This window comes from Lachnospira sp., assembly GCF_016290755.1.
GTDB lineage: Bacteria > Bacillota > Clostridia > Lachnospirales > Lachnospiraceae > Lachnospira > Lachnospira multipara.
Genome location: NZ_JAEEVD010000004.1, coordinates 40934 through 60424, shown reverse-complemented (window position 1 = coordinate 60424; position 19491 = coordinate 40934). Strand labels below are relative to the sequence as shown.

Genomic DNA, 19491 nt, shown 5'->3' with positions numbered 1-19491 from the left:
AAGGTTTCTATAAATTATTATTAATGGAGGAACATATGTTATATTCAACAGAAATTAAAAACATGTGCCCTGTAACACAGGGAGTACACCATGGCGCAGCTCCTATTCCAGAAGAAGCAAAATGGGTACAGGCAAAGAAAATCGAGGATATATCTGGCTATACACACGGTATTGGCTGGTGTGCACCTCAGCAGGGAGCTTGTAAGCTTTCCCTTAACGTAAAAGACGGAATTATTCAGGAAGCTCTTGTAGAGACAATCGGATGTTCAGGAATGACTCATTCAGCAGCTATGGCTTCTGAAATTCTTCCAGGACTTACTCTTCTTGAAGCTCTTAATACAGACCTTGTATGTGATGCTATCAACACAGCTATGAGAGAATTATTCTTACAGATCGTTTATGGTAGAACACAGTCAGCATTCTCTGAAGACGGACTTCAGATCGGTGCAGGTCTTGAAGATTTAGGTAAGGGTACTCGTTCAATGGTTGGTACTACATACGGTACTTTAGCTAAGGGACCACGTTACCTTGAACTTACAGATGGTTACATCACAGAAGTTGCATTAGACGAAGATGATGAAATCATTGGTTATAAGTTTGTTAACTTTGGTAAGATGATGGATTTCTTAAAGGCTGGCGACGACGCAGAAACAGCTTTAAAGAAGGCATCTGGACAATATGGTAGAGTTGATGACGCTGTTAAGTGCATCGACCCAAGAAGACAGTAATAGGAGGATATAAAAATGGCATTATTTGAATCATATGAAAGAAGAGAGCCACAGATCCTCGCTGTTTTAAAGGAATATGGTATCTCATCAATTGAAGAATGTAAGGAAATTACAGACGCAGCTGGTATCGATGTATATCACTTAATCGAAGGTATCCAGCCAATTTGTTTTGAGAATGCAAAGTGGGCTTACACAGTAGGTGCTGCTATTGCTATTAAGAAGGATTGCCGTAAGGCTTCAGAAGCTGCTGCAGCTATCGGTGAAGGTTTACAGGCTTTCTGTATCCCAGGTTCAGTAGCTGACCGTCGTAAGGTTGGTTTAGGACATGGTAACTTAGGAAAGATGCTTCTTGAAGAAGATACAGAATGTTTCGCATTCTTAGCAGGTCACGAATCATTCGCTGCTGCTGAAGGTGCTATCGGTATCGCTGAGAAGGCTAATAAGGTTCGTAAGACTCCTTTAAGAGTTATCCTTAACGGTTTAGGTAAGGATGCTGCTCAGATCATTTCTCGTATCAACGGTTTCACATACGTTGAAACAGAGTATGACTACAAGACAGGCGAACTTAAGGAAGCATTTAGAAAGTGTTACTCAAAGGATGCTAACTCTCCAAGAGCAAAGGTTAACTGCTACGGCGCTAACGATGTTCAGGAAGGTGTAGCTATCATGTGGAAGGAAAACGTTGATGTTTCTATCACAGGTAACTCTACAAACCCAACAAGATTCCAGCATCCAGTAGCTGGTACATATAAGAAGGAAAGACTTGAAGCTGGTAAGAAGTACTTCTCAGTAGCTTCAGGTGGTGGTACAGGACGTACACTTCACCCAGATAACATGGCTGCAGGTCCAGCTTCATATGGTATGACAGATACTATGGGACGTATGCATTCAGATGCACAGTTCGCTGGTTCTTCATCAGTTCCTGCCCACGTAGAAATGATGGGTCTTATCGGTGCTGGTAACAACCCAATGGTAGGTATGACAGTTTCAACTGCCGTTTCTATCGAAGAAGCTGCTAAGGCAGGTAAGTTCTAAGATTATTAGAACACACATTTATAATTTATAATTTAAATTAAATTCTAGCCAAGCTATCATTTTTCTAGATGTGATCTGATCCATCACATTTAGAAAATGAAAGCAAGGCACAAAATAAAAAGATTACTAACTAGGCTTTTTAGCAATACAAGATTAGTCTCAAACACTAAGATTGCAGTTAGCAGTCACCAATTAGATATTAATTATTCTAGATATAATTAGTATTTAAATTTGTCGATATTAGATTTTACAATCTATAAATAAAAGGATTTTAAAGCTTGATTGAAGTTTTAATAAGTCGACATGTTAGAAGGACATGAGAGTTTTAGAATCTATTGATTTAAATCAAATAGGTCTTTGACCTACAATTTTATAAGTACTTAAAAGAAGCAAGTTCGCTGTGTTCCGGTCATAGCGAGCTTGTTTTTTTTATTGTTTTGGAGTGGGGGAGATTCCTATAATTAATAGATTTGAGTTGCTTACTTTTCTATTTAGGTGACGGGCTCTTTTAGAGCCTCTAAATTCGGCTTATTTGTGCCTGTGAATCGTATTCAAATAAGTTAAGGCACAATTTTAAAAAGCTCTATTTGAAAGGATTTGACTATTTTAAGGATATGTTGAAATAAAGTCAAACGACCAAGAAATCAAAATTTAAAACCTGTGCCTAAATTTAAGAATTTAGTAAGTATAGCCACCGTCAAAAAATTTAACTATTTTCTGATGTGCTTTTATCATCATAAGTGCTAGAAAAAGTCACAAATGAGATTTAAGCTAAGTGGCTAAATTTATTGATTGTTTGATAAAAAGTCAATTTAGAAGAATTAATAAAGAAATGGAAATTAAAAAATAGTGCCTTATAAACAGTAATATGAGTAATAGAGGCACAAACCCCGGAAATCTAAGGCAAAATCGAGAGAGAATAATAAGCTTCTTTGTTTAGTTCCAGAAAGAAATCAAGCTAGCAGTGACTAAAGACCCGAAAATACAGTAATAGAGGCACAAACCCCGGAAATCTAAGGCAAAATTGAGAGAGAATAATAAGCTTCTTTGTTTAGTTCCAGAAAGAAAGCAAGCTAGCAGTGGCTAAAGACCCGAAAATACAGTAATAGAAGCACAAACCCCGGAAATCTAAGGCAAAATCGAGAGAGAATAATAAGCTTCTCTGTTTAGTCCCAGAAGCCTATAAAAAAAGACTCTAGCTTTCGCTAGAGTCTTCATTAACATTTTTATTCATTATCGTCTTCTTCAGCAGCAATCACACCTGAGATTACTGAAACTAAAACAACACTTGCAATTATAGCAATTGAAACACCAATAATTGGTCCTAAAAATAATAAAAACATTTTGTCACGACCTCCATTCATAGATTAGTTATATTATATATCTTGTTGCAAAGATTATCAATATCTTATTAGGTTAGTTGTTAAACAGAAGTCAAAGTCAAAATTTCCTAAAGTCTATTATGAAATTTTTTGTTCTTTCTTAAGGTTTTTATTAGCTGTTGAAAGCATAAGCTTAATTCTGTTAAGCTGGTTAACTTCAGAAGCACCTGGATCGTAATCAACTGCGATGATATTAGATTCAGGGAATGCAGCTCTTAATTCCTTAATTACACCCTTACCAACGATGTGGTTAGGTAAGCAACCAAATGGCTGACAGCAAACGATATTGCCGGCACCGTTGTGAATTAATTCAATCATTTCACCAGTAAGTAACCAACCTTCACCTGTCTGGTTACCAAGAGAAACTAAGTCCTTAGCTAGGTTAGCAGTTTCTTTAATTGATGATGGAGCATCAAAACGCTTACTTGCAGCTAAAGCCTTGTTACCTTCTTTTCTGAACCATTCAAGGAAGCTGATAAGTGTGTTACCAATAAGGGCAGTCTTTTTTGGAGCACCAAGGTATTGATGCTTAAAGTTTGTATTCTCTGCACTGTAGAGTAGGAAGCCCATTAAGTCTGGAACTACGGCCTCAGCACCCTCAGATTCAAGTAACTCAACTAAATAGTTATTAGCAGCTGGCATGAACTTAACTAAGATTTCACCAACAATACCAACTCTTGGCTTCTTGATATCAAGTAATGGAATTTCATCGAAATCCTTTACAATAGCGTGGAGATTCTTGTTAAATTCTCTCATATTTACACGCTTCTTAGTTAACTGCTCAATAACAACCTTCTTCCACTTATCATGAAGTGCATTTACAGAACCAGGAACGGCCTCGTAAGGTCTTGTTCTATAAACAACATTCATAAATACATCGCCATATTCAATAGCCATCATAGCCTTCTTAAGCATTGGGATAGTGTATGTAAAGCCTGAGTTCTTTTCAATTCCTTGAGCAGAAAGTGAAATAACAGGTACATATTCTAAGCCAGCCTTAGCAAGGGCTCTTCTAATAAATCCAATATAGTTAGAAGCTCTACAACCACCACCTGTCTGAGAGATGATAATAGCAGTTTTCTTCATATCATATTTACCAGAAAGGACAGCATCCATAATCTGACCAACAACCATAAGAGATGGGTAGCAAGCATCGTTATTAACGTACTTTAAACCTACATCTACGGCTGATTTGTTATCGTTATCAAGGACAACGAAGTTGTAACCACAAGCATTAAGGGTTGGTGCAAGTAAATCAAAGTGAATTGGTGACATCTGAGGGCAAAGAATTGTGTAATTCTTACGCATCTCTTCAGTGAATTCAATCTTGTTAAATGCAGCGCTTTCAACCTTTCTCTTGTAGTTATGAAGTTCTCTAACCTTAAGGGCAGCAATTAAAGAACGAACTCTAATTCTTGCAGCACCAAGGTTATTAACCTCATCAATCTTTAAGACAGTATAAATCTTACCTGCCTTAGATAAAATATCATTAACAGCATCTGTTGTAACAGCATCAAGACCACAACCAAATGAGTTAAGCTGAATTAAATCAAGGCTATCATCAGTTCTTACATAGCTTGCAGCTGCGTAAAGTCTTGAATGATACATCCACTGATCCATAACAACAAGTGGTCTGTCAACCTTACCTAAATGTGATATTGAATCCTCAGTTAATACGGCAATTCCATAAGAGTTAATTAATTCAGGAATACCATGGTTGATTTCAGGGTCAACGTGGTAAGGTCTACCAGCAAGGACAATACCATGCTTACCTGTTTCGTGAAGGTAATTAATTACCTCTTCACCTTTCTTTCTAACATCTTCCTTAGACTGCATTAATTCATCCCAAGCATGACTTACAGCCTTCTTAACCTCTTTAGCTGGAATATCAGATAATTCCTCAACTAAGCGCTTTGTAAGAATTTCCTTACTCTCAAAAGTCATAAATGGATTTCTAAAGTCGATATTTTCAGTTTTGATTTCCTCTACGTTATTCTTAATATTTTCAGCATAAGAAGTAACGATAGGGCAGTTGTAATGATTATTAGTATTCTCAATTTCCTTGTGCTCGTAAGGAATACATGGATACCAAATGAACTTAACGTTGTTCTTGATTAACCATGAAATATGTCCATGTGCTAACTTAGCTGGGTAACACTCTGATTCTGATGGAATTGATTCAATACCAAGTTCGTAAATTTTACGGTTTGAGCTTGGTGATAAAACAACTCTATACTTTAAGTCGTTAAATAAAGTAAACCAGAATGGGTAGTTCTCATACATGTTAAGAACTCTTGGAATACCAACTGTACCACGAGTTGCCTCAGCTTCGCTAAGTGGCTCGTAGTCAAATAATCTATGGAACTTATAATCAAATAGGTTAGGAAGCTTATTCTTATTCTTTTCCTTACCAAGTCCCTTTTCACATCTATTACCAGTGATAAATCTTCTGTTACCAGAGAACTTATTAATTGTTAAATGACACTGGTTAGTACATCCCTTACATCTTGTAAGAGTTGTTTCATAAGTTAAGTTGTTGATCTGATCAATTGAAAGCATTGATGAATCTGAAATACCATCATATCTTTCTCTAGCAATAAGGGCAGCACCGAAAGCACCCATAATACCAGCGATATCAGGTCTAATAGCCTGAACACCTGTGATCTTCTCGAAAGAACGAAGTACAGCGTTGTTGTAGAATGTACCACCCTGAACAACGATGTGCTTACCTAAATCACCTGGATCAGAAATCTTAATAACCTTATAAAGAGCGTTCTTAATTACAGAGTATGCTAAACCTGCAGAAATATCAGCAACTTCAGCGCCTTCCTTCTGAGCCTGCTTAACCTTAGAGTTCATGAAAACTGTACAACGAGTACCAAGGTCAATAGGGTACTTAGCAAAAAGAGCAGCCTTTGCGAAGTCCTGAACTGAGTAATTAAGTGATTTTGCAAATGTTTCAATAAATGAACCACAGCCTGAAGAACAGGCTTCATTTAACTGAACGGAATCAACTGTCTGGTTCTTAATCTTGATACACTTCATATCCTGTCCACCGATATCAATAATACAGTCAACCTGTGGATCAAAGAAAGCAGCGGCATAGTAGTGAGATACAGTCTCGACTTCACCCTCATCAAGCATAAGAGCAGCCTTAATTAGGGCTTCACCATAACCTGTTGAGCATGAGCTAACAATCTTAGCCTTTGGACTAAGCTTAGAGTAAATCTCCTTAATAGCCTTAATTGTTGTAGCAAGTGGAGAACCATTGTTGCTTGAGTAAAATGAATATAAAAGATTTCCTTCATCATCAACCAAAGCAACCTTAGTTGTTGTAGAACCAGCATCAACACCTAAGTAACAATTACCCTCATAGCTTTCAAGTGGGGCAGTCTTTACCTTGTGAGCGCTGTGTCTTAAAGTAAATCCATCATATTCTAACTGGTTCTTAAATAGAGGTTCCATACGAGCAACCTCAAATTCTAACTGAACCTTGTTCTTTAAACGTGTAATAATATCATCTACGGCCACGAAAACATTTTCATCATAATTCATAGCAGAACCTACTGCTGCAAATAAATGTGAGTGGTCAGGTGCAATAATATTCTCAGGGCCAAGGCTTAAAGTTCTAATAAAGCACTGTCTAAGCTCTGATAAGAAATGAAGTGGGCCACCAAGGAAGGCAACGTTACCTCTAATTGGCTTACCCTGTGCAAGACCTGAAATAGTCTGGTTTACAACGGCCTGGAAAATTGAAACAGATAAATCTTCCTTTGTGGCACCTTCGTTAATAAGTGGCTGGATATCAGTCTTTGCAAATACACCACATCTAGCAGCGATAGGGTAGATAGATTTATAATTCTTAGCATATTCGTTAAGACCCATAGCATCAGTCTGTAAAAGAGAGGCCATCTGGTCGATGAAAGAACCTGTACCACCAGCACAGATACCGTTCATTCTCTGATCAATACCGTTTGTAAAATATATAATCTTGGCATCTTCACCACCAAGTTCAATAGCTACATCACATTGTGGAGCGTAGTCTTGAAGGGCAGTAGATACTGCAACTACTTCCTGAGTGAATGGTACGCCTAAATGTTTAGCAAGTGTAAGTCCACCAGAACCTGTGATTACTGGATATACTTCAAAGTCACCTAGCTTTTCTTTAGCCTTTTCAAGCAAAGATTGTAGAGTTTCTTGGATATTGGCAAAATGTCTCTCGTAGTCAGAAAATAAAATGTCGTTATTATCAGCTAATATTGCGATCTTAACTGTTGTTGAACCAATATCAATACCGAGTCTATATCTATTCATATTCATTGCGGAATTTTCCGCACCTCCTCCTAAAAGTTTTAAAATATGCAATCTGATTTATTATAGTGGAAAGCAAGTCAAATTTCAACTGTATACAATCTTGGAAATTATGAAATTAAGCTAAATAAAATGTGAATTAATTATATGATTAATTGACAAAGATGGGGTGTCTTTTTTATACTATTTATAGTGATGTCTGTACAATTTGACATAAAAAATTACTAGAGGTAAAAACTAATGAATTTTATGAGAAAATTTGAAAGAAAGTACGGTAAATACGCAATTCCTAACCTTATGAATTACATTATTGTTTTATATATCATAGGTTATGTTTTGTATATTTCAAAACAAGTTACGGGAGTAGATCTTTATTCTACCTTTCTTTCGCTTAATTTCAGGATGATTATGAGAGGGCAGGTCTGGAGACTTGTTACTTATATCATTCAGCCACCTTCAACTAGTATTATTTTTATATTTTTTGCCCTATATTTTTATTACATGATAGGAACAAGTTTAGAAAGACTCTGGGGTTCTTTTAAGTTTAATGTCTATTTCTTTAGCGGCGTTATTCTTAATATAATCGCAGCTCTTATCATTTATTTAATTTGGGGCGTAAGTATGGATCTAAATACTTACTTTATTAATTTTGCTCTATTTATGGCTTTTGCTGTTGAATTCCCTGATATGGAAGTTTTACTTTTCTATATTATTCCAATCAAGGTTAAATGGCTCGGAATTTTTGATGCGATTTTTTTAGGGGCTCAGATAATAGGTGGATATGCAGCTTTAATAGCATATAATACAGGCAATACAACGTTATTTGCTCGTTTGTATCTTAACTTTGGTTTTGAATGGTTTAGCGCAACAGCAGCTTTGATTGCTATGTTAAACTTCATTATCTTTATAATTCTTTATAAGAAGGGACCAGCTAAGAGTAAGACACAAAAGAATTTCCGCAAGGCAACAAAGAATTCTAATAAGACTTCTTTTAATGAGCGTTTTTACAATGCTAATAGTGAGAAGACTAACTGGGAGGATGCAAACAGTTACAGACCAATTAATCCAGGTGGAGCACGTCACAGATGCGCAATTTGCGGAAGAACTGAAAAGGATGGAGACTTAATCTTTAGATATTGTTCAAAGTGCAATGGTAATTATGAGTATTGTCAGGATCATTTATATACTCATGTGCACGTGAAATAATTGTCTAAATGGAATTAATGCTTGATTTATAGCGCATGCTATATTATAATGACAGATGTTTTTGGTTAAATTTAAGTAGAATTAGAGATTAGAGAATTTCGGAGGAAAGTATGAAGAAGACTAAGATTATTTGTACAATGGGTCCTAATACTAACGACAGAGAACTTATTAAGAAGTTAGCATTAGCAGGAATGGATGTTGCTAGATTTAATTTTTCCCATGGTGATCACGAAGAACAGGCAGGCCGTATGGCATTAGTTAAGAGCGTTAGAGAGGAGATTGGAAAGCCAATCGCAACACTTCTTGATACTAAGGGTCCAGAAATCAGAACAGGTGCAGTAGCAGGTGATAAGAAGGTTACTCTTGTAGCTGGACAGAAGTATACACTTACAACAAAAGAAGTAGAAGCAACTAATGAAATTAACTGCATCACATACGAAGGACTTCCACATGATGTAGTAGCAGGTAACACAATCCTTATCGATGACGGTTTAATTGAACTTAGAGTTGATGACGTTGTTGATGGAACAGATATTATTTGTACAGTAGTTAACGGTGGTGAGTTAGGATCTAAGAAGGGTGTTAACGTACCTAACGTTTCAATTAGACTTCCAGGTATCACAGACAAGGATAAGGACGATATTATCTTTGGTGTTGAACAGGGATTTGATTTTATTGCAGCTTCATTCGTTCGTAATGCAGCTTGTATCCAGGAAATCAAGCAGTTACTTTGGGCTCATGATTCAGACATTCCAGTTATCGCTAAGATTGAGAATGCTGAAGGTATCGACAACTTAGATGAAATCATTAAGGTTGCTGATGGTATCATGGTAGCTCGTGGTGATATGGGTGTTGAAATTCCAGCTGAAGATGTTCCACATATCCAGAAGGAAATCATTGCTAAGTGTAATGCAGCTTATAAGCCAGTTATTACAGCTACACAGATGCTTGATTCTATGATTAGAAACCCACGTCCTACAAGAGCTGAGGTTAACGATGTTGCCAACGCTATTTACGACGGTACAGATGTTGTTATGTTATCAGGTGAGACTGCTAACGGTAAGTACCCATTAGAAGCTCTTACAATGATGGCTAAGATTGCAGAAAGAACAGAAGCTGATTTAGCAGGTAGAGAAGCTGAATTAACTAACGTTCATGCTAAGAGAAACGTATCTTCTGCAGTTTGTAACGCAGCAGTTCAGACAGCTGCTAACTTAAATGCAAAGGCTATCCTTTGCCCAACAATTTCAGGATTTACAGCTAGATTAACATCTAAGCTTAAGCCAGAAGCTGAGATCATTGGATGCTCTCCATATGATAACGTTCTTAGAAAGATGCAGCTTTATAGAGGTGTTAGACCAGTTAAGTCTGCTCCAGAAACTAATACAGATAAGATCATTGAGCATGCTGTAGAAGTTGCTGAACAGGCTGGATACATTGAAGAAGGCGATACAGTAATCATTTCAGCAGGTATTGCTACAACTTCAGCTCCAACTGCTAAGCGCGGTTTAACTAACACAATGAGAGTTGTTACTCTTTAATGGATAAATTTAAAATTTGCGGCAGGGTGCTTATATGGCTCCCTGCTATTTTTATAGCCATCACTATTTTTAGTTTTTCTAATCAGAATGGTGATGAGTCACAGGGTCTAAGTAACAAGGCTGCTGAGGTTATTTTGACAGCGGGTGACAATTTAGGACTTGTAGAGTTTACAGATAATAATACTAAAGCTAACATGATAGAGGACTTACAGGTTCCTATTAGAAAATGTGCTCACATGGGCGAGTATGCCATTCTTACCATGTGTTTATTTATAGCTTTTATGTTTAATGGAGTTGCTTTTAGATGGTCTAGAATACTTAGTCTTTTATTAACTATTATTTGGGCTAGTTCAGATGAAATCCATCAATTGTTTGTTGCAGGTAGAGCAGGACGATTTTTAGATGTATGTATTGATACATTTGGCTCTTTAATTTTTCTTGGAATAGTAAGTTTGATTCATCATCATCTAGAAGTAAAGAAAGAAAAGAATATATTTAGTGAGCTAGATTTAAAGTAAGACAAATTCCCTTAAATAAGGCTTGAAGATTATATTCTTTTATGATATTCTTTTAAAGTAAATTTAATATAAAGCGTTGATGGAAACAAGTAGAAATTTGTGGAAGCTACAGAGAATTGCCGGTTGATGAGAGGCGTTAGGGAAAGCAAGTTTTGAATACCTTCCGGAGTGTTTAACTGAAATTATAATTTTTGTTTTGAGGATGAGATACATTTTCATAAAAGTTATAAGACTAGGGGCGACGTATTGGTACACGTTATAGTACTAAGAGTTAAGGAATCTAAGGATTCTAAGACTTGATGAGGCAAGAAGCGCGAGTTTCTTGTGAATAAAGGTGGTAACACGGGATTTCACTCTCGTCCTTTTAATTAAGGATGGGAGTTTTTTTATTGCGATTTAGAAGCGATACAATCTCGTCCTTTCAGTCTCATTTTTATAATAATTGAGGCACAATCATATTATAATTAGGAGGTTCATAAATATGGGTATTTATGAAGAATTAGTTGCTAGAGGCTTAATCGCTCAGGTAACAGATGAAGAAAGAATTAGAGATTTAGTAAACAATGGTAAGGCTACTTTCTATATTGGTTTTGATCCAACTGCAGATAGCCTTCACGTTGGTCACTTCATGGCACTTTGCCTTATGAAGAGACTTCAGATGGCAGGTAACAAGCCAATTGCCTTAGTTGGTGGTGGTACAGGTATGATCGGTGACCCATCTGGTAGAACAGATATGAGAAAGATGATGACACCAGAGACAATTCAGCACAACTGCGATTGCTTTAAGAAGCAGATGGAGAAGTTCATTGATTTCTCTGATGGCAAGGCTTTAATGGTAAACAATGCTGATTGGTTAATGAACTTAAACTACATCGAAGTTTTAAGAGAAGTAGGTGCTCATTTCTCAGTAAATAACATGCTTCGTGCAGAATGCTACAAGCAGAGAATGGAAAAGGGCTTATCATTCCTTGAATTTAACTACATGATTATGCAGGCTTATGACTTCTATATGTTATACCAGAAGTACGGCTGTAACTTAGAGTTTGGTGGCGACGATCAGTGGTCTAACATGCTTGCTGGTACTGAGCTTATTAGAAGAAAGTTAGGCGAAGATGCTTCAGCTATGACAATCACACTTTTACTTAACTCAGAAGGTAAGAAGATGGGTAAGACTGCTTCAGGTGCTGTTTGGCTTGATCCTGAGAAGACATCTCCATACGACTTCTACCAGTACTGGAGAAATGTAGGCGATAACGATGTTCTTAAGTGCATCAGAATGCTTACATTCTTACCACTTGAAGAAATCGATGAGATGGACAAGTGGGAAGGTGCTCAGCTTAACAAAGCTAAGGAAATCCTTGCATTTGAGCTTACAAAGTTAGTTCACGGTGAAGAAGAAGCTAAGAAGGCAGAAGAGACTGCAAAGTCTATCTTTAGTGGTGCAGGTGCTGCAGCTAACATGCCAGAAGCTAAGATTTCAGAAGATGTATTTGTTGATGGTTCAATCAATGCAATCGCTTTAGTTGCTGCAACAGGCCTTGTAAAGTCTAATTCAGAAGCTAGAAGAGCTATTCAGCAGGGTGGTGTAAGCGTTGATGGTAACAAGGTAACTGATATCAACGAAACATTTGCTAAGGATAAGTTTGAAGGCGAAGGAATCGTAGTTCAGAAGGGTAAGAAGAACTTCGTAAGAGTTAGCTTATAATTATGAAAATGTAATAAAGAGTCTAGTATATCTAGACTTTAAACTTACTAACCCCGGTGGGAGTGCCAAGCATTTCTTCCGGGGTTATTCTTGTTTTAGCAAGGTGCATAGTGTATAATATAGTTAAATTTATAGTTGTAACCAATAGACGTGAATAAAAAAATAAAAGAGGATTTATATGGATAAGGCGCAAAAGACTTACATTCGCTTAGTCTCTATAATGGTTTTGTTCTGCTTAGATTTTATTTGTCTGCTTTGCTTTTTGGGTGGTGGCTTGTTTCAGGACATTTTAAATCTAATAAGCTTAAATTCTGACAAATTAACAGAAGCTGAGAAAAATCTCTACAATATGCAATATTACTTGGCATTTAATATAATTTATAGATTTGTCTTTTCCTTTGCAATCCTTGCGGTATTTATTGCATTTATCGCAGTATTGTTTAGGCTTAGTAAAGCAGGAAGAATCGCTATTATTGCAAATTTATCAAGCATTGCCACAGCAGTAGTTGTAATTGTTGCTAGACTCTTAGAGGGGAATAAAAGCGTACATAGAAAGATTACAAATTTGTTTTTAGGTATCAATGGAGACGATTTTGTCACCATGCAGGCATTGCCTAAATTACTTGTTGTGCCAATAATTATTATAATTTTGTCACTGCTATGTTTGGCTATGGTTAAGTCAAGTAAAATTGAAAAAATACGACTTTATAACAAAGCCAACGCCTTAAGTGGAACTAGTATTTACATGGTTGCCATGTATGGATATGTGGGAATTGACGTGCTTAGAAACAATTTAAGTTATATGATTATGAATAAAAAGGACCTAGCTTGCATGAATTCCTTAAATTACCTAAGAACCTTTTATATAGATAATAATAAGATTCTAAGTTTGCCAATTTCCTATATTTTAATACTGATTATTGGCCTTGGAATCATAACAGATAAGTTTCTAAAAAAGAAAATTGCAGGAATTATCTCGGTTTTAATACCGACTTTAATCTCAATTGTAATCATTGTAATTAACATAATTAATAAGCCTGTGATTCTTGGAAATGTAACTACGGATTTGAATATATGCGACATGGTGGATTTTGCTTACTTTGCCTTTTTAGCAAATTTCCTTATTACCTGTCTATATATAAACCTAATGCTAGTCTACATTATAAGCGTCAGGGGCAACAAAACTCAGATGTTAATTTTAATTACCATTAACATCATTTTAAATCTAATTGGTCAAATAATTGCTAAAAATTTTAGTGGTATTGCAATTCACTTTATTATGTGGAGCGTGGCAGATATTATAAGTACCGTAATCGTCCTAGTTCTTATGATTAATATTCATAAGTATAGAAAGAGAAAGAGACGAGAAGCTGGGGTAAGTAAAAATCTACGTCCATAAGAAATAATAAAAATTAGGAAGGTCAAGTTGCTGGAAATTCCAAAACTTAACCTTCCTTTGTAAAAATAGGACTTAGTCCTCAACTTCCTTTAACATAGAAATGTCTGATTTTGCAATAAGAGAGTAGTTTGTATAATAGACAACAAATCCAGGTTTTGCCTGAGCTGGCTTTTTAACTTCCTTCTTTACAACGTAGTCTATTTCTACCTTTTCAAGTTCTCTGCCCTTAGAGTAGTAGGCTGCAAGAGCTGCTGCCTCCTCGAAAGCTCTATCAGGAACTTCCTTGCCGTTAGTTCTTAAAACTACGTGGGAACCTGGCATTTGCTTAGCATGAAACCACCAGTCGTTGGCATTGGCAAACTTAAAAGTAAGCTCGTCATTCTGACTGTTATTCTTACCAACATAGATGTCAAAACCATCAGAAGAAATGTAGTGAAGTGGCTTACTTGAAATCTTTTTAGAATTTTTCTTCTTAGAAGACTTTATATAGCCTGTTTCGTGAAGCTCTTCCTTAATCTGATTTAAATCGTCCTCGCTAACTGCAATTTCAAGAGAATTAAGAACAGACTCAAGATAGTTAATGTCTGCGCTAACTTCCTTAATAAGTATAGTTGTGGCCTCGTAAGTTCTCTTTAACTTGTTATACTTTGCAAAATACTTGTTAGCATTTTCAATAGCAGATAAATCCTTATCAAGTGGGATAGTGATTTCGCTGTTATCGTAGTAATTGTTACAAGTGTAGCTCTCATCTCCACTAGTTACATCATAGCTGTAGGCAGATAGTAGCTCGCCGTAAATCTTATATTTTTCCTTCTTCTCAGTGTCCTTTAACTGTCGCTCCTGAATATCTAACTTCTTAATGTCACGCTCCAAAATAGTAGTGACAATTCGTCTTAAATCCGCAGATTTTTGATGAATTCTAGTATAGATTTCCTTCTTCTTATAAAAATCACGAATCAAATCACTAATTGACTCATAATTTGAAATGGCAATATCACTAGTCTTATTAGAACCTGAAAACATCTCAAGCTCAAAAGCCCAGAATTCCTTAGGAATGTTGTTTGAAAAGACTATGTTAGGCTTGTAGTTGCCTGCCTTAATATCAGCAAGTAATTTTGAAAATGTGTCAAAAATCGCCTCTTTGTCTGCATTTTCCAAACAATTCGCTGGTAGTTGGCTATCAATCTTAGCTCTTATGCAAAGTTCTTCGCCTGCAAGGCTAGAAAAACCGGTGTATGTCTGATAAATTGCTTTAGAGATAGGTTGTGCCTTTGAGAATACATTTTCAAAAAACTCATCCTTAGTGGTAGCAACAGGGTTTAACTTGTTGTTAGTGTTAGTTATAAAATATGGGCGACCCGGTAGAACCTCACGCACAGAGCTCATCTGAGCGGATACGTGGCGGATACTATCAAGAATCATATTGTCCTCATTAACTAGGATAATGTTACTATGCTTGCCCATAAACTCTGTAATTAAGTGCTTTCTACAAAGGTCACCAAGCTCGTCAAGGTGCTCGATTTCAATATCAATAATTCTTTCAAATTCTGGCTGAGTGATTGAAATAATACGACCATTGTTTAGATGCTTTCTAAGTAACATACAGAAATTAGGCGCTTTTATAGGGCTTGTCTTATTATCCTTTGCAAGATAGCAAAGAGGAAGAGTAGGATTTGCCGATAAAAGTAGTCTGTACTGACCCTCAGAAGTTTTTACTGTAAGAAAAAGCTCGTCGTTTTCCGGCTGAGCGATTTTATATAATCGACCATTTTTAATGGTTTTGTTTAATTGATCAACAATATTTGAAATTACAATTCCGTCGAATGCCATTATTTTGCCTCCTTTTGTCTCGTATAAAGAGTTTAGCAAATTCTTGTATAAATTCCTAGTTCTTCTTGTGATTTTTGCAATATATTGTTATAATTATAGAAGTTTGTGGGGTTATTCAAATAAATACATTTACGAGGTGAAAATACGTGATTAAAAGTATGACAGGCTTTGGAAGAAGCGAGATTTTAAGAGATAATAGAAAGATTTTAGTTGAGGTTAAATCCGTTAACCATAGATATTTAGAAGCAGGAATTAAGATGCCAAAGAAGCTCAATTCTTTCGAGTCTAGAATTCGTGAGACTTTAAAGAAGTACGCTAATAGAGGTAAGGTGGATATTTTTATTAACTATGAGGACAATAACGAGAATCAGGTTAATATTAAATATAATGATGCAATTGCTAAGGAATATATGGACATTTTCAAGAAGATGAGCGAAGAGTTTAATATCGAAAATGATGTCAATTGCGCAGCGCTTTCAAGATACCCTGAGGTTATTACAATGGAAGAGGTTCAGGTAGATGAAGACGAATTATGGGCATTTATTGAGGAGGCTCTAAAGGAGTGCTTTAGCCAGTTTGTTGAAACTAGAATCTTAGAGGGTGAGAACCTAAAGAAGGACTTACTTTTAAAGCTTGATCACATGGAAGAGCTTGTGGACTTTATTGAGAAGAGAAGTCCTGAAATCATGAAGGAATACAGAGGTAAGCTTGATAATAAGATTAAGGAAGTTCTAGGGGATACTAATATTGACGAGCAAAGAATTGCTACTGAGCTTGTAATCTATGCCGATAAGATTTGCGTTGACGAAGAGACAGTTAGACTTAGAAGTCACATTAATCATGCTAGAAAATGTCTTTCTGAAGACGGTGGTGTTGGTAGAAAGATGGACTTTATCGCTCAGGAAATGAACAGAGAGTCTAATACAATTCTTTCTAAGGCAAATGATATTGATATTTCTAATGCAGCAATTGATTTAAAGACAGAAATCGAGAAAGTAAGAGAGCAAATTCAGAATATCGAATAAATTTTACTTGATTGTTTTTTCTCCCTTAGGTATAATAGTCTTTGCGCATTATGTAAAGATTTATTCTTTATTGGTGCAACATAATTTAAGATTTGAGGTTATGTTATGAACAATAAAGGTTTATTAATTGTTTTATCTGGCTTTTCAGGAGCAGGTAAAGGAACAGTTGTTAAGAGCTTACTTGCTAGTCATAAGGATGAATACTGTTTAAGTATTTCAGCAACAACTCGTAATCCTAGACCAGGTGAAGAGAATGGCAGAGAATACTTCTTTAAGACAGTAGAAGAATTCGAGGCTATGATAGACAAGAATGAATTAATAGAGTATGCAAAGTATGTAAGCAATTACTACGGCACACCTAAGGCTTATGTAGAGAGTCAGCTTGAAGCTGGTAAGAATGTAATTCTTGAAATTGAGATGCAGGGAGCACTTGATATTAAGAAGATTTATCCGGATGCGGTGCTTATTTTCATCACACCTCCATCTGCTAAGGAATTAGAGAACAGACTCCGTGGTCGTAACACAGAGGATGAGGCTACAATTCTTGCAAGACTTTCAAGAGCTTATGACGAGTCTGAGGGCTTAGAAGAATATGACTACATAATTCTTAATGATGAAGTTGAGAAGTGTGTAGAAAGAATAGTGGGAGTTGTTACATCTGAGAAGATGAAGACAGCTAACAATGAAGAATTAATTAACAAAGTAAAGGAAGAGCTTAAAGCTTATTCGAAAGGAGAACAATAATGATACATCCATCTTATACTGAATTAATGGCAGTTATTAACAGCGAGGTTGAAGAGGGCGAGCAGCCTTTAGTACAATCAAGATATTCTATCGTTAAGGCAACAGCTACACGTGCTAAGGAAATCATTGATGCAAGATCAATCCAGGAGAAGATTAACAAGGCTAAGGCTGATGCTACAGTTAAGGAAAAGGAAAAGGATAAGGACAAGGACAAGAAGGAAGTAGAAGAGAAGAAGATTTCTGCTGAAGACGAAAGAAAGTTAATTATTGGTACTCCTCTTATTCATTCAACAGATAATGATAAGCCTTTATCTATCGCTGTAAGTGAATTATACCAGGGTAAGGTTAAGATCGTTGGTAACAGCGACGAGCAGTTCTAATAAAACTAATATATAATGATTACAATAATAGGCAGTCATCTAGTATTTAGGTGGCTGCTTAATTTAGTATTAGTTAGGATTCAATTTTTTCGAGGTAAGATATGAGTAGTTATAACGAAGAAACTAAAGCAATAAATTGTCCTTATTTTGAGGATTGCGGGGCTTGCGCCTATGCAGGAATGAAATATGACAACGAACTTGCAATTAAGACTAGAGACATGGAAAAGCTCTTTAAGGATATTACTAAGGTGGAGCCAATTGTCTCTATGTATAGACCAATTTATTATAGAAACAAGGTTCATGCCGTGGTTGCCGCTGATAAAAAGGGCAATATCCGAATGGGCACTTATAAGGAAAATAGCCATGATGTAGTAGACATCAAGGACTGCATGATTGAAGATGAAGTCTGTCGTAGTATCATTAACACCATCAAGGAGCTTATGAAGTCCTTTAAATACAAGGCTTACAACGAAGACACAAGACAGGGCTTTTTGCGCCACATTCTTATAAGACGTGGCGTTGTAACAAAGGAAGTTATGTTGTGCCTTGTAACCGGCGACATTGCATTTCCATCAAAGAACAATTTCCTTAAGGAAATCAGAAAGCGCCATCCTGAAATTACTACAATTTTGCAAAATGTAAATAATTCAAAAACTAGTATGATTCTTGGCAAAAGAACAGTAACTCTTTTTGGTAAGGGTTATATTGAGGACATTCTTTGCGGACTTAAGTTTAGACTCGGCATTAGCTCATTTTATCAAATTAACCACGACCAGACAGAAAAGCTTTACAAGAAAGCTATTAAGCTTGCAAACCTTACTAAGCAAGACACTGTAATTGATGCTTATTGCGGCATCGGCACTATTGGAATGGCTATGAGCAAGGCTGCTGGCCAAGTTATTGGCGTTGAGCTTAATGAAAATGCAATCGAGGACGCAAAAGTTAACGCTAAACTTAACAATATCAAAAACATTTACTTTCAGGCAGCAGACGCAGGGGAGTTTTTAGTAGACTACGCAGCAAGCGGCCGTAAGGCTAACGTTGTTGTAATGGACCCACCAAGATCTGGTTCAAGTCCAGAATTTCTTAAATCTATACTTAAGATTAAGCCAGATAGAGTGGTTTATATTTCATGTAATCCTGAAACTCAGGTGAGGGATATAAAGACTTTGATTAAGGGCGGCTATAAGGTAAGTCCTGTGACACCGTTCGATATGTTTCCGCATACAGCACATACAGAGACAGTGTGCTTGCTGTCTAGGGAAAAAAATAAATAGCGAAAAGCAGCTTATTTACTGGCTTTTTTTGAGCTAACTTACTGCCTAATGAAATAAAAAAATTGAAAGATAGTGAGTGAGAATATATACTTTTTTGATTTCGTCAGATAGATGATATAATTTATCTGACGAAAACAAAATTGTTATATCAATTTGGAAGCAGATAAAAATTTTGGGAGAACAATAAATATTTCATGCAAAAAGAGTTAGTGTATGCTAACATCGTCCTCAAGAGCGTTGCAGTAATGCGTAAGTCCATCTTACGTGGGGTTGCTACGCTCTTTTTTAGTTTTTGGAAAGGTGAGAAAATATGAAGGAAAGGAAAGTATCTAGATGAAGAAGGCATTTTGGATAATACTTGGAATAAAAAGCTTATTACATTTGTTGTAATAGGCTTTTTAAATTATAAT

The 19491-nt window shown here is 36.2% G+C and carries 13 protein-coding genes; 11 read left to right on the top strand and 2 right to left on the bottom strand.

The features are described 5' to 3' along the window. Positions 1–35 precede the first annotated feature (35 nt). A complete protein-coding gene (locus tag QVA17_RS02465; protein ID WP_027430660.1) occupies positions 36–728 on the top strand; it encodes an iron-sulfur cluster assembly scaffold protein in 693 nt (230 codons plus the stop codon). A gap of 15 nt (positions 729–743) precedes the next feature. Continuing rightward, positions 744–1763 (top strand): GGGtGRT protein, encoded by a 1020-nt coding sequence (locus QVA17_RS02460; RefSeq protein WP_027430661.1) that lies wholly within the window; start codon positions 744–746, stop codon positions 1761–1763. Positions 1764–3223: 1460 nt separating this feature from the next. Here the strand turns inward: QVA17_RS02460 and QVA17_RS02455 are convergent. Next, entirely contained in the window at positions 3224–7465 is a 4242-nt protein-coding gene (locus tag QVA17_RS02455; protein ID WP_330635138.1) for an acyl-CoA dehydratase activase-related protein, read from the bottom strand. 231 nt (positions 7466–7696) lie between these two features. On the opposite strand from QVA17_RS02455, the gene QVA17_RS02450 reads away from it, so the two are divergent. The 5 genes from QVA17_RS02450 to QVA17_RS02430 all read left to right on the top strand — a co-directional run bounded on the left by QVA17_RS02450 (position 7697) and on the right by QVA17_RS02430 (position 13825). Then, entirely contained in the window at positions 7697–8662 is a 966-nt protein-coding gene (locus QVA17_RS02450; RefSeq protein WP_287386208.1) for a PHD finger domain-containing protein, read from the top strand. Between the two features lie 110 nt (positions 8663–8772). Beyond that, a complete protein-coding gene (pyk, locus tag QVA17_RS02445) occupies positions 8773–10203 on the top strand; it encodes a pyruvate kinase (RefSeq protein ID WP_074521247.1) in 1431 nt (476 codons plus the stop codon). After that, the gene (locus QVA17_RS02440; protein WP_287386206.1) at positions 10203–10721 is read left to right on the top strand and encodes a VanZ family protein; all 519 of its coding nucleotides are present in this window, start codon (positions 10203–10205) and stop codon (positions 10719–10721) included. Before pyk ends, QVA17_RS02440 begins: the two co-directional genes overlap by 1 nt. A 481-nt stretch (positions 10722–11202) precedes the next feature. Further along, a complete protein-coding gene (gene tyrS / locus QVA17_RS02435; RefSeq protein WP_287386204.1) occupies positions 11203–12426 on the top strand; it encodes a tyrosine--tRNA ligase in 1224 nt (407 codons plus the stop codon). 178 nt (positions 12427–12604) lie between these two features. Continuing rightward, entirely contained in the window at positions 12605–13825 is a 1221-nt protein-coding gene (locus QVA17_RS02430) for a hypothetical protein (protein ID WP_287386203.1), read from the top strand. Positions 13826–13897: 72 nt separating this feature from the next. Here QVA17_RS02430 and QVA17_RS02425 read toward each other — a convergent pair whose 3' ends face one another. Then, positions 13898–15655 (bottom strand): Rqc2 family fibronectin-binding protein, encoded by a 1758-nt coding sequence (locus QVA17_RS02425; protein ID WP_287386201.1) that lies wholly within the window; start codon positions 15653–15655, stop codon positions 13898–13900. A 146-nt stretch (positions 15656–15801) separates the two neighbouring features. Between QVA17_RS02425 and QVA17_RS02420 the strand changes: the two genes are divergently transcribed. The 4 genes from QVA17_RS02420 (at position 15802) to rlmD (ending at position 19081) form a co-directional block, all read left to right on the top strand. Next, entirely contained in the window at positions 15802–16680 is an 879-nt protein-coding gene (locus QVA17_RS02420; protein ID WP_287386199.1) for a YicC/YloC family endoribonuclease, read from the top strand. Between the two features lie 105 nt (positions 16681–16785). Continuing rightward, the gene (gene gmk, locus QVA17_RS02415) at positions 16786–17424 is read left to right on the top strand and encodes a guanylate kinase (protein ID WP_287386197.1); all 639 of its coding nucleotides are present in this window, start codon (positions 16786–16788) and stop codon (positions 17422–17424) included. Continuing rightward, positions 17424–17804: a DNA-directed RNA polymerase subunit omega gene (locus QVA17_RS02410; protein ID WP_287386196.1), complete on the top strand. Its 381-nt coding sequence runs from the start codon at positions 17424–17426 to the stop codon at positions 17802–17804. Before gmk ends, QVA17_RS02410 begins: the two co-directional genes overlap by 1 nt. A gap of 101 nt (positions 17805–17905) precedes the next feature. Then, positions 17906–19081 (top strand): 23S rRNA (uracil(1939)-C(5))-methyltransferase RlmD, encoded by a 1176-nt coding sequence (gene rlmD / locus QVA17_RS02405; protein WP_287386195.1) that lies wholly within the window; start codon positions 17906–17908, stop codon positions 19079–19081. Positions 19082–19491: the final 410 nt, after the last annotated feature.

Bases quoted from the DNA above. Each gene is read 5' to 3' on its own strand.
- QVA17_RS02425 (WP_287386201.1), bottom strand. From the start codon at position 15,655: ATGGCATTCGACGGAATTGTAATTTCAAATATTGTTGATCAATTAAAC.
- gmk (WP_287386197.1), top strand. From the start codon at position 16,786: ATGAACAATAAAGGTTTATTAATTGTTTTATCTGGCTTTTCAGGAGCA.
- QVA17_RS02460 (WP_027430661.1), top strand. From the start codon at position 744: ATGGCATTATTTGAATCATATGAAAGAAGAGAGCCACAGATCCTCGCT.
- pyk (WP_074521247.1), top strand. From the start codon at position 8,773: ATGAAGAAGACTAAGATTATTTGTACAATGGGTCCTAATACTAACGAC.
- QVA17_RS02440 (WP_287386206.1), top strand. From the start codon at position 10,203: ATGGATAAATTTAAAATTTGCGGCAGGGTGCTTATATGGCTCCCTGCT.
- QVA17_RS02410 (WP_287386196.1), top strand. From the start codon at position 17,424: ATGATACATCCATCTTATACTGAATTAATGGCAGTTATTAACAGCGAG.
- QVA17_RS02450 (WP_287386208.1), top strand. From the start codon at position 7,697: ATGAATTTTATGAGAAAATTTGAAAGAAAGTACGGTAAATACGCAATT.
- QVA17_RS02465 (WP_027430660.1), top strand. From the start codon at position 36: ATGTTATATTCAACAGAAATTAAAAACATGTGCCCTGTAACACAGGGA.
- tyrS (WP_287386204.1), top strand. From the start codon at position 11,203: ATGGGTATTTATGAAGAATTAGTTGCTAGAGGCTTAATCGCTCAGGTA.
- QVA17_RS02430 (WP_287386203.1), top strand. From the start codon at position 12,605: ATGGATAAGGCGCAAAAGACTTACATTCGCTTAGTCTCTATAATGGTT.
- rlmD (WP_287386195.1), top strand. From the start codon at position 17,906: ATGAGTAGTTATAACGAAGAAACTAAAGCAATAAATTGTCCTTATTTT.
- QVA17_RS02455 (WP_330635138.1), bottom strand. From the start codon at position 7,465: ATGAATATGAATAGATATAGACTCGGTATTGATATTGGTTCAACAACA.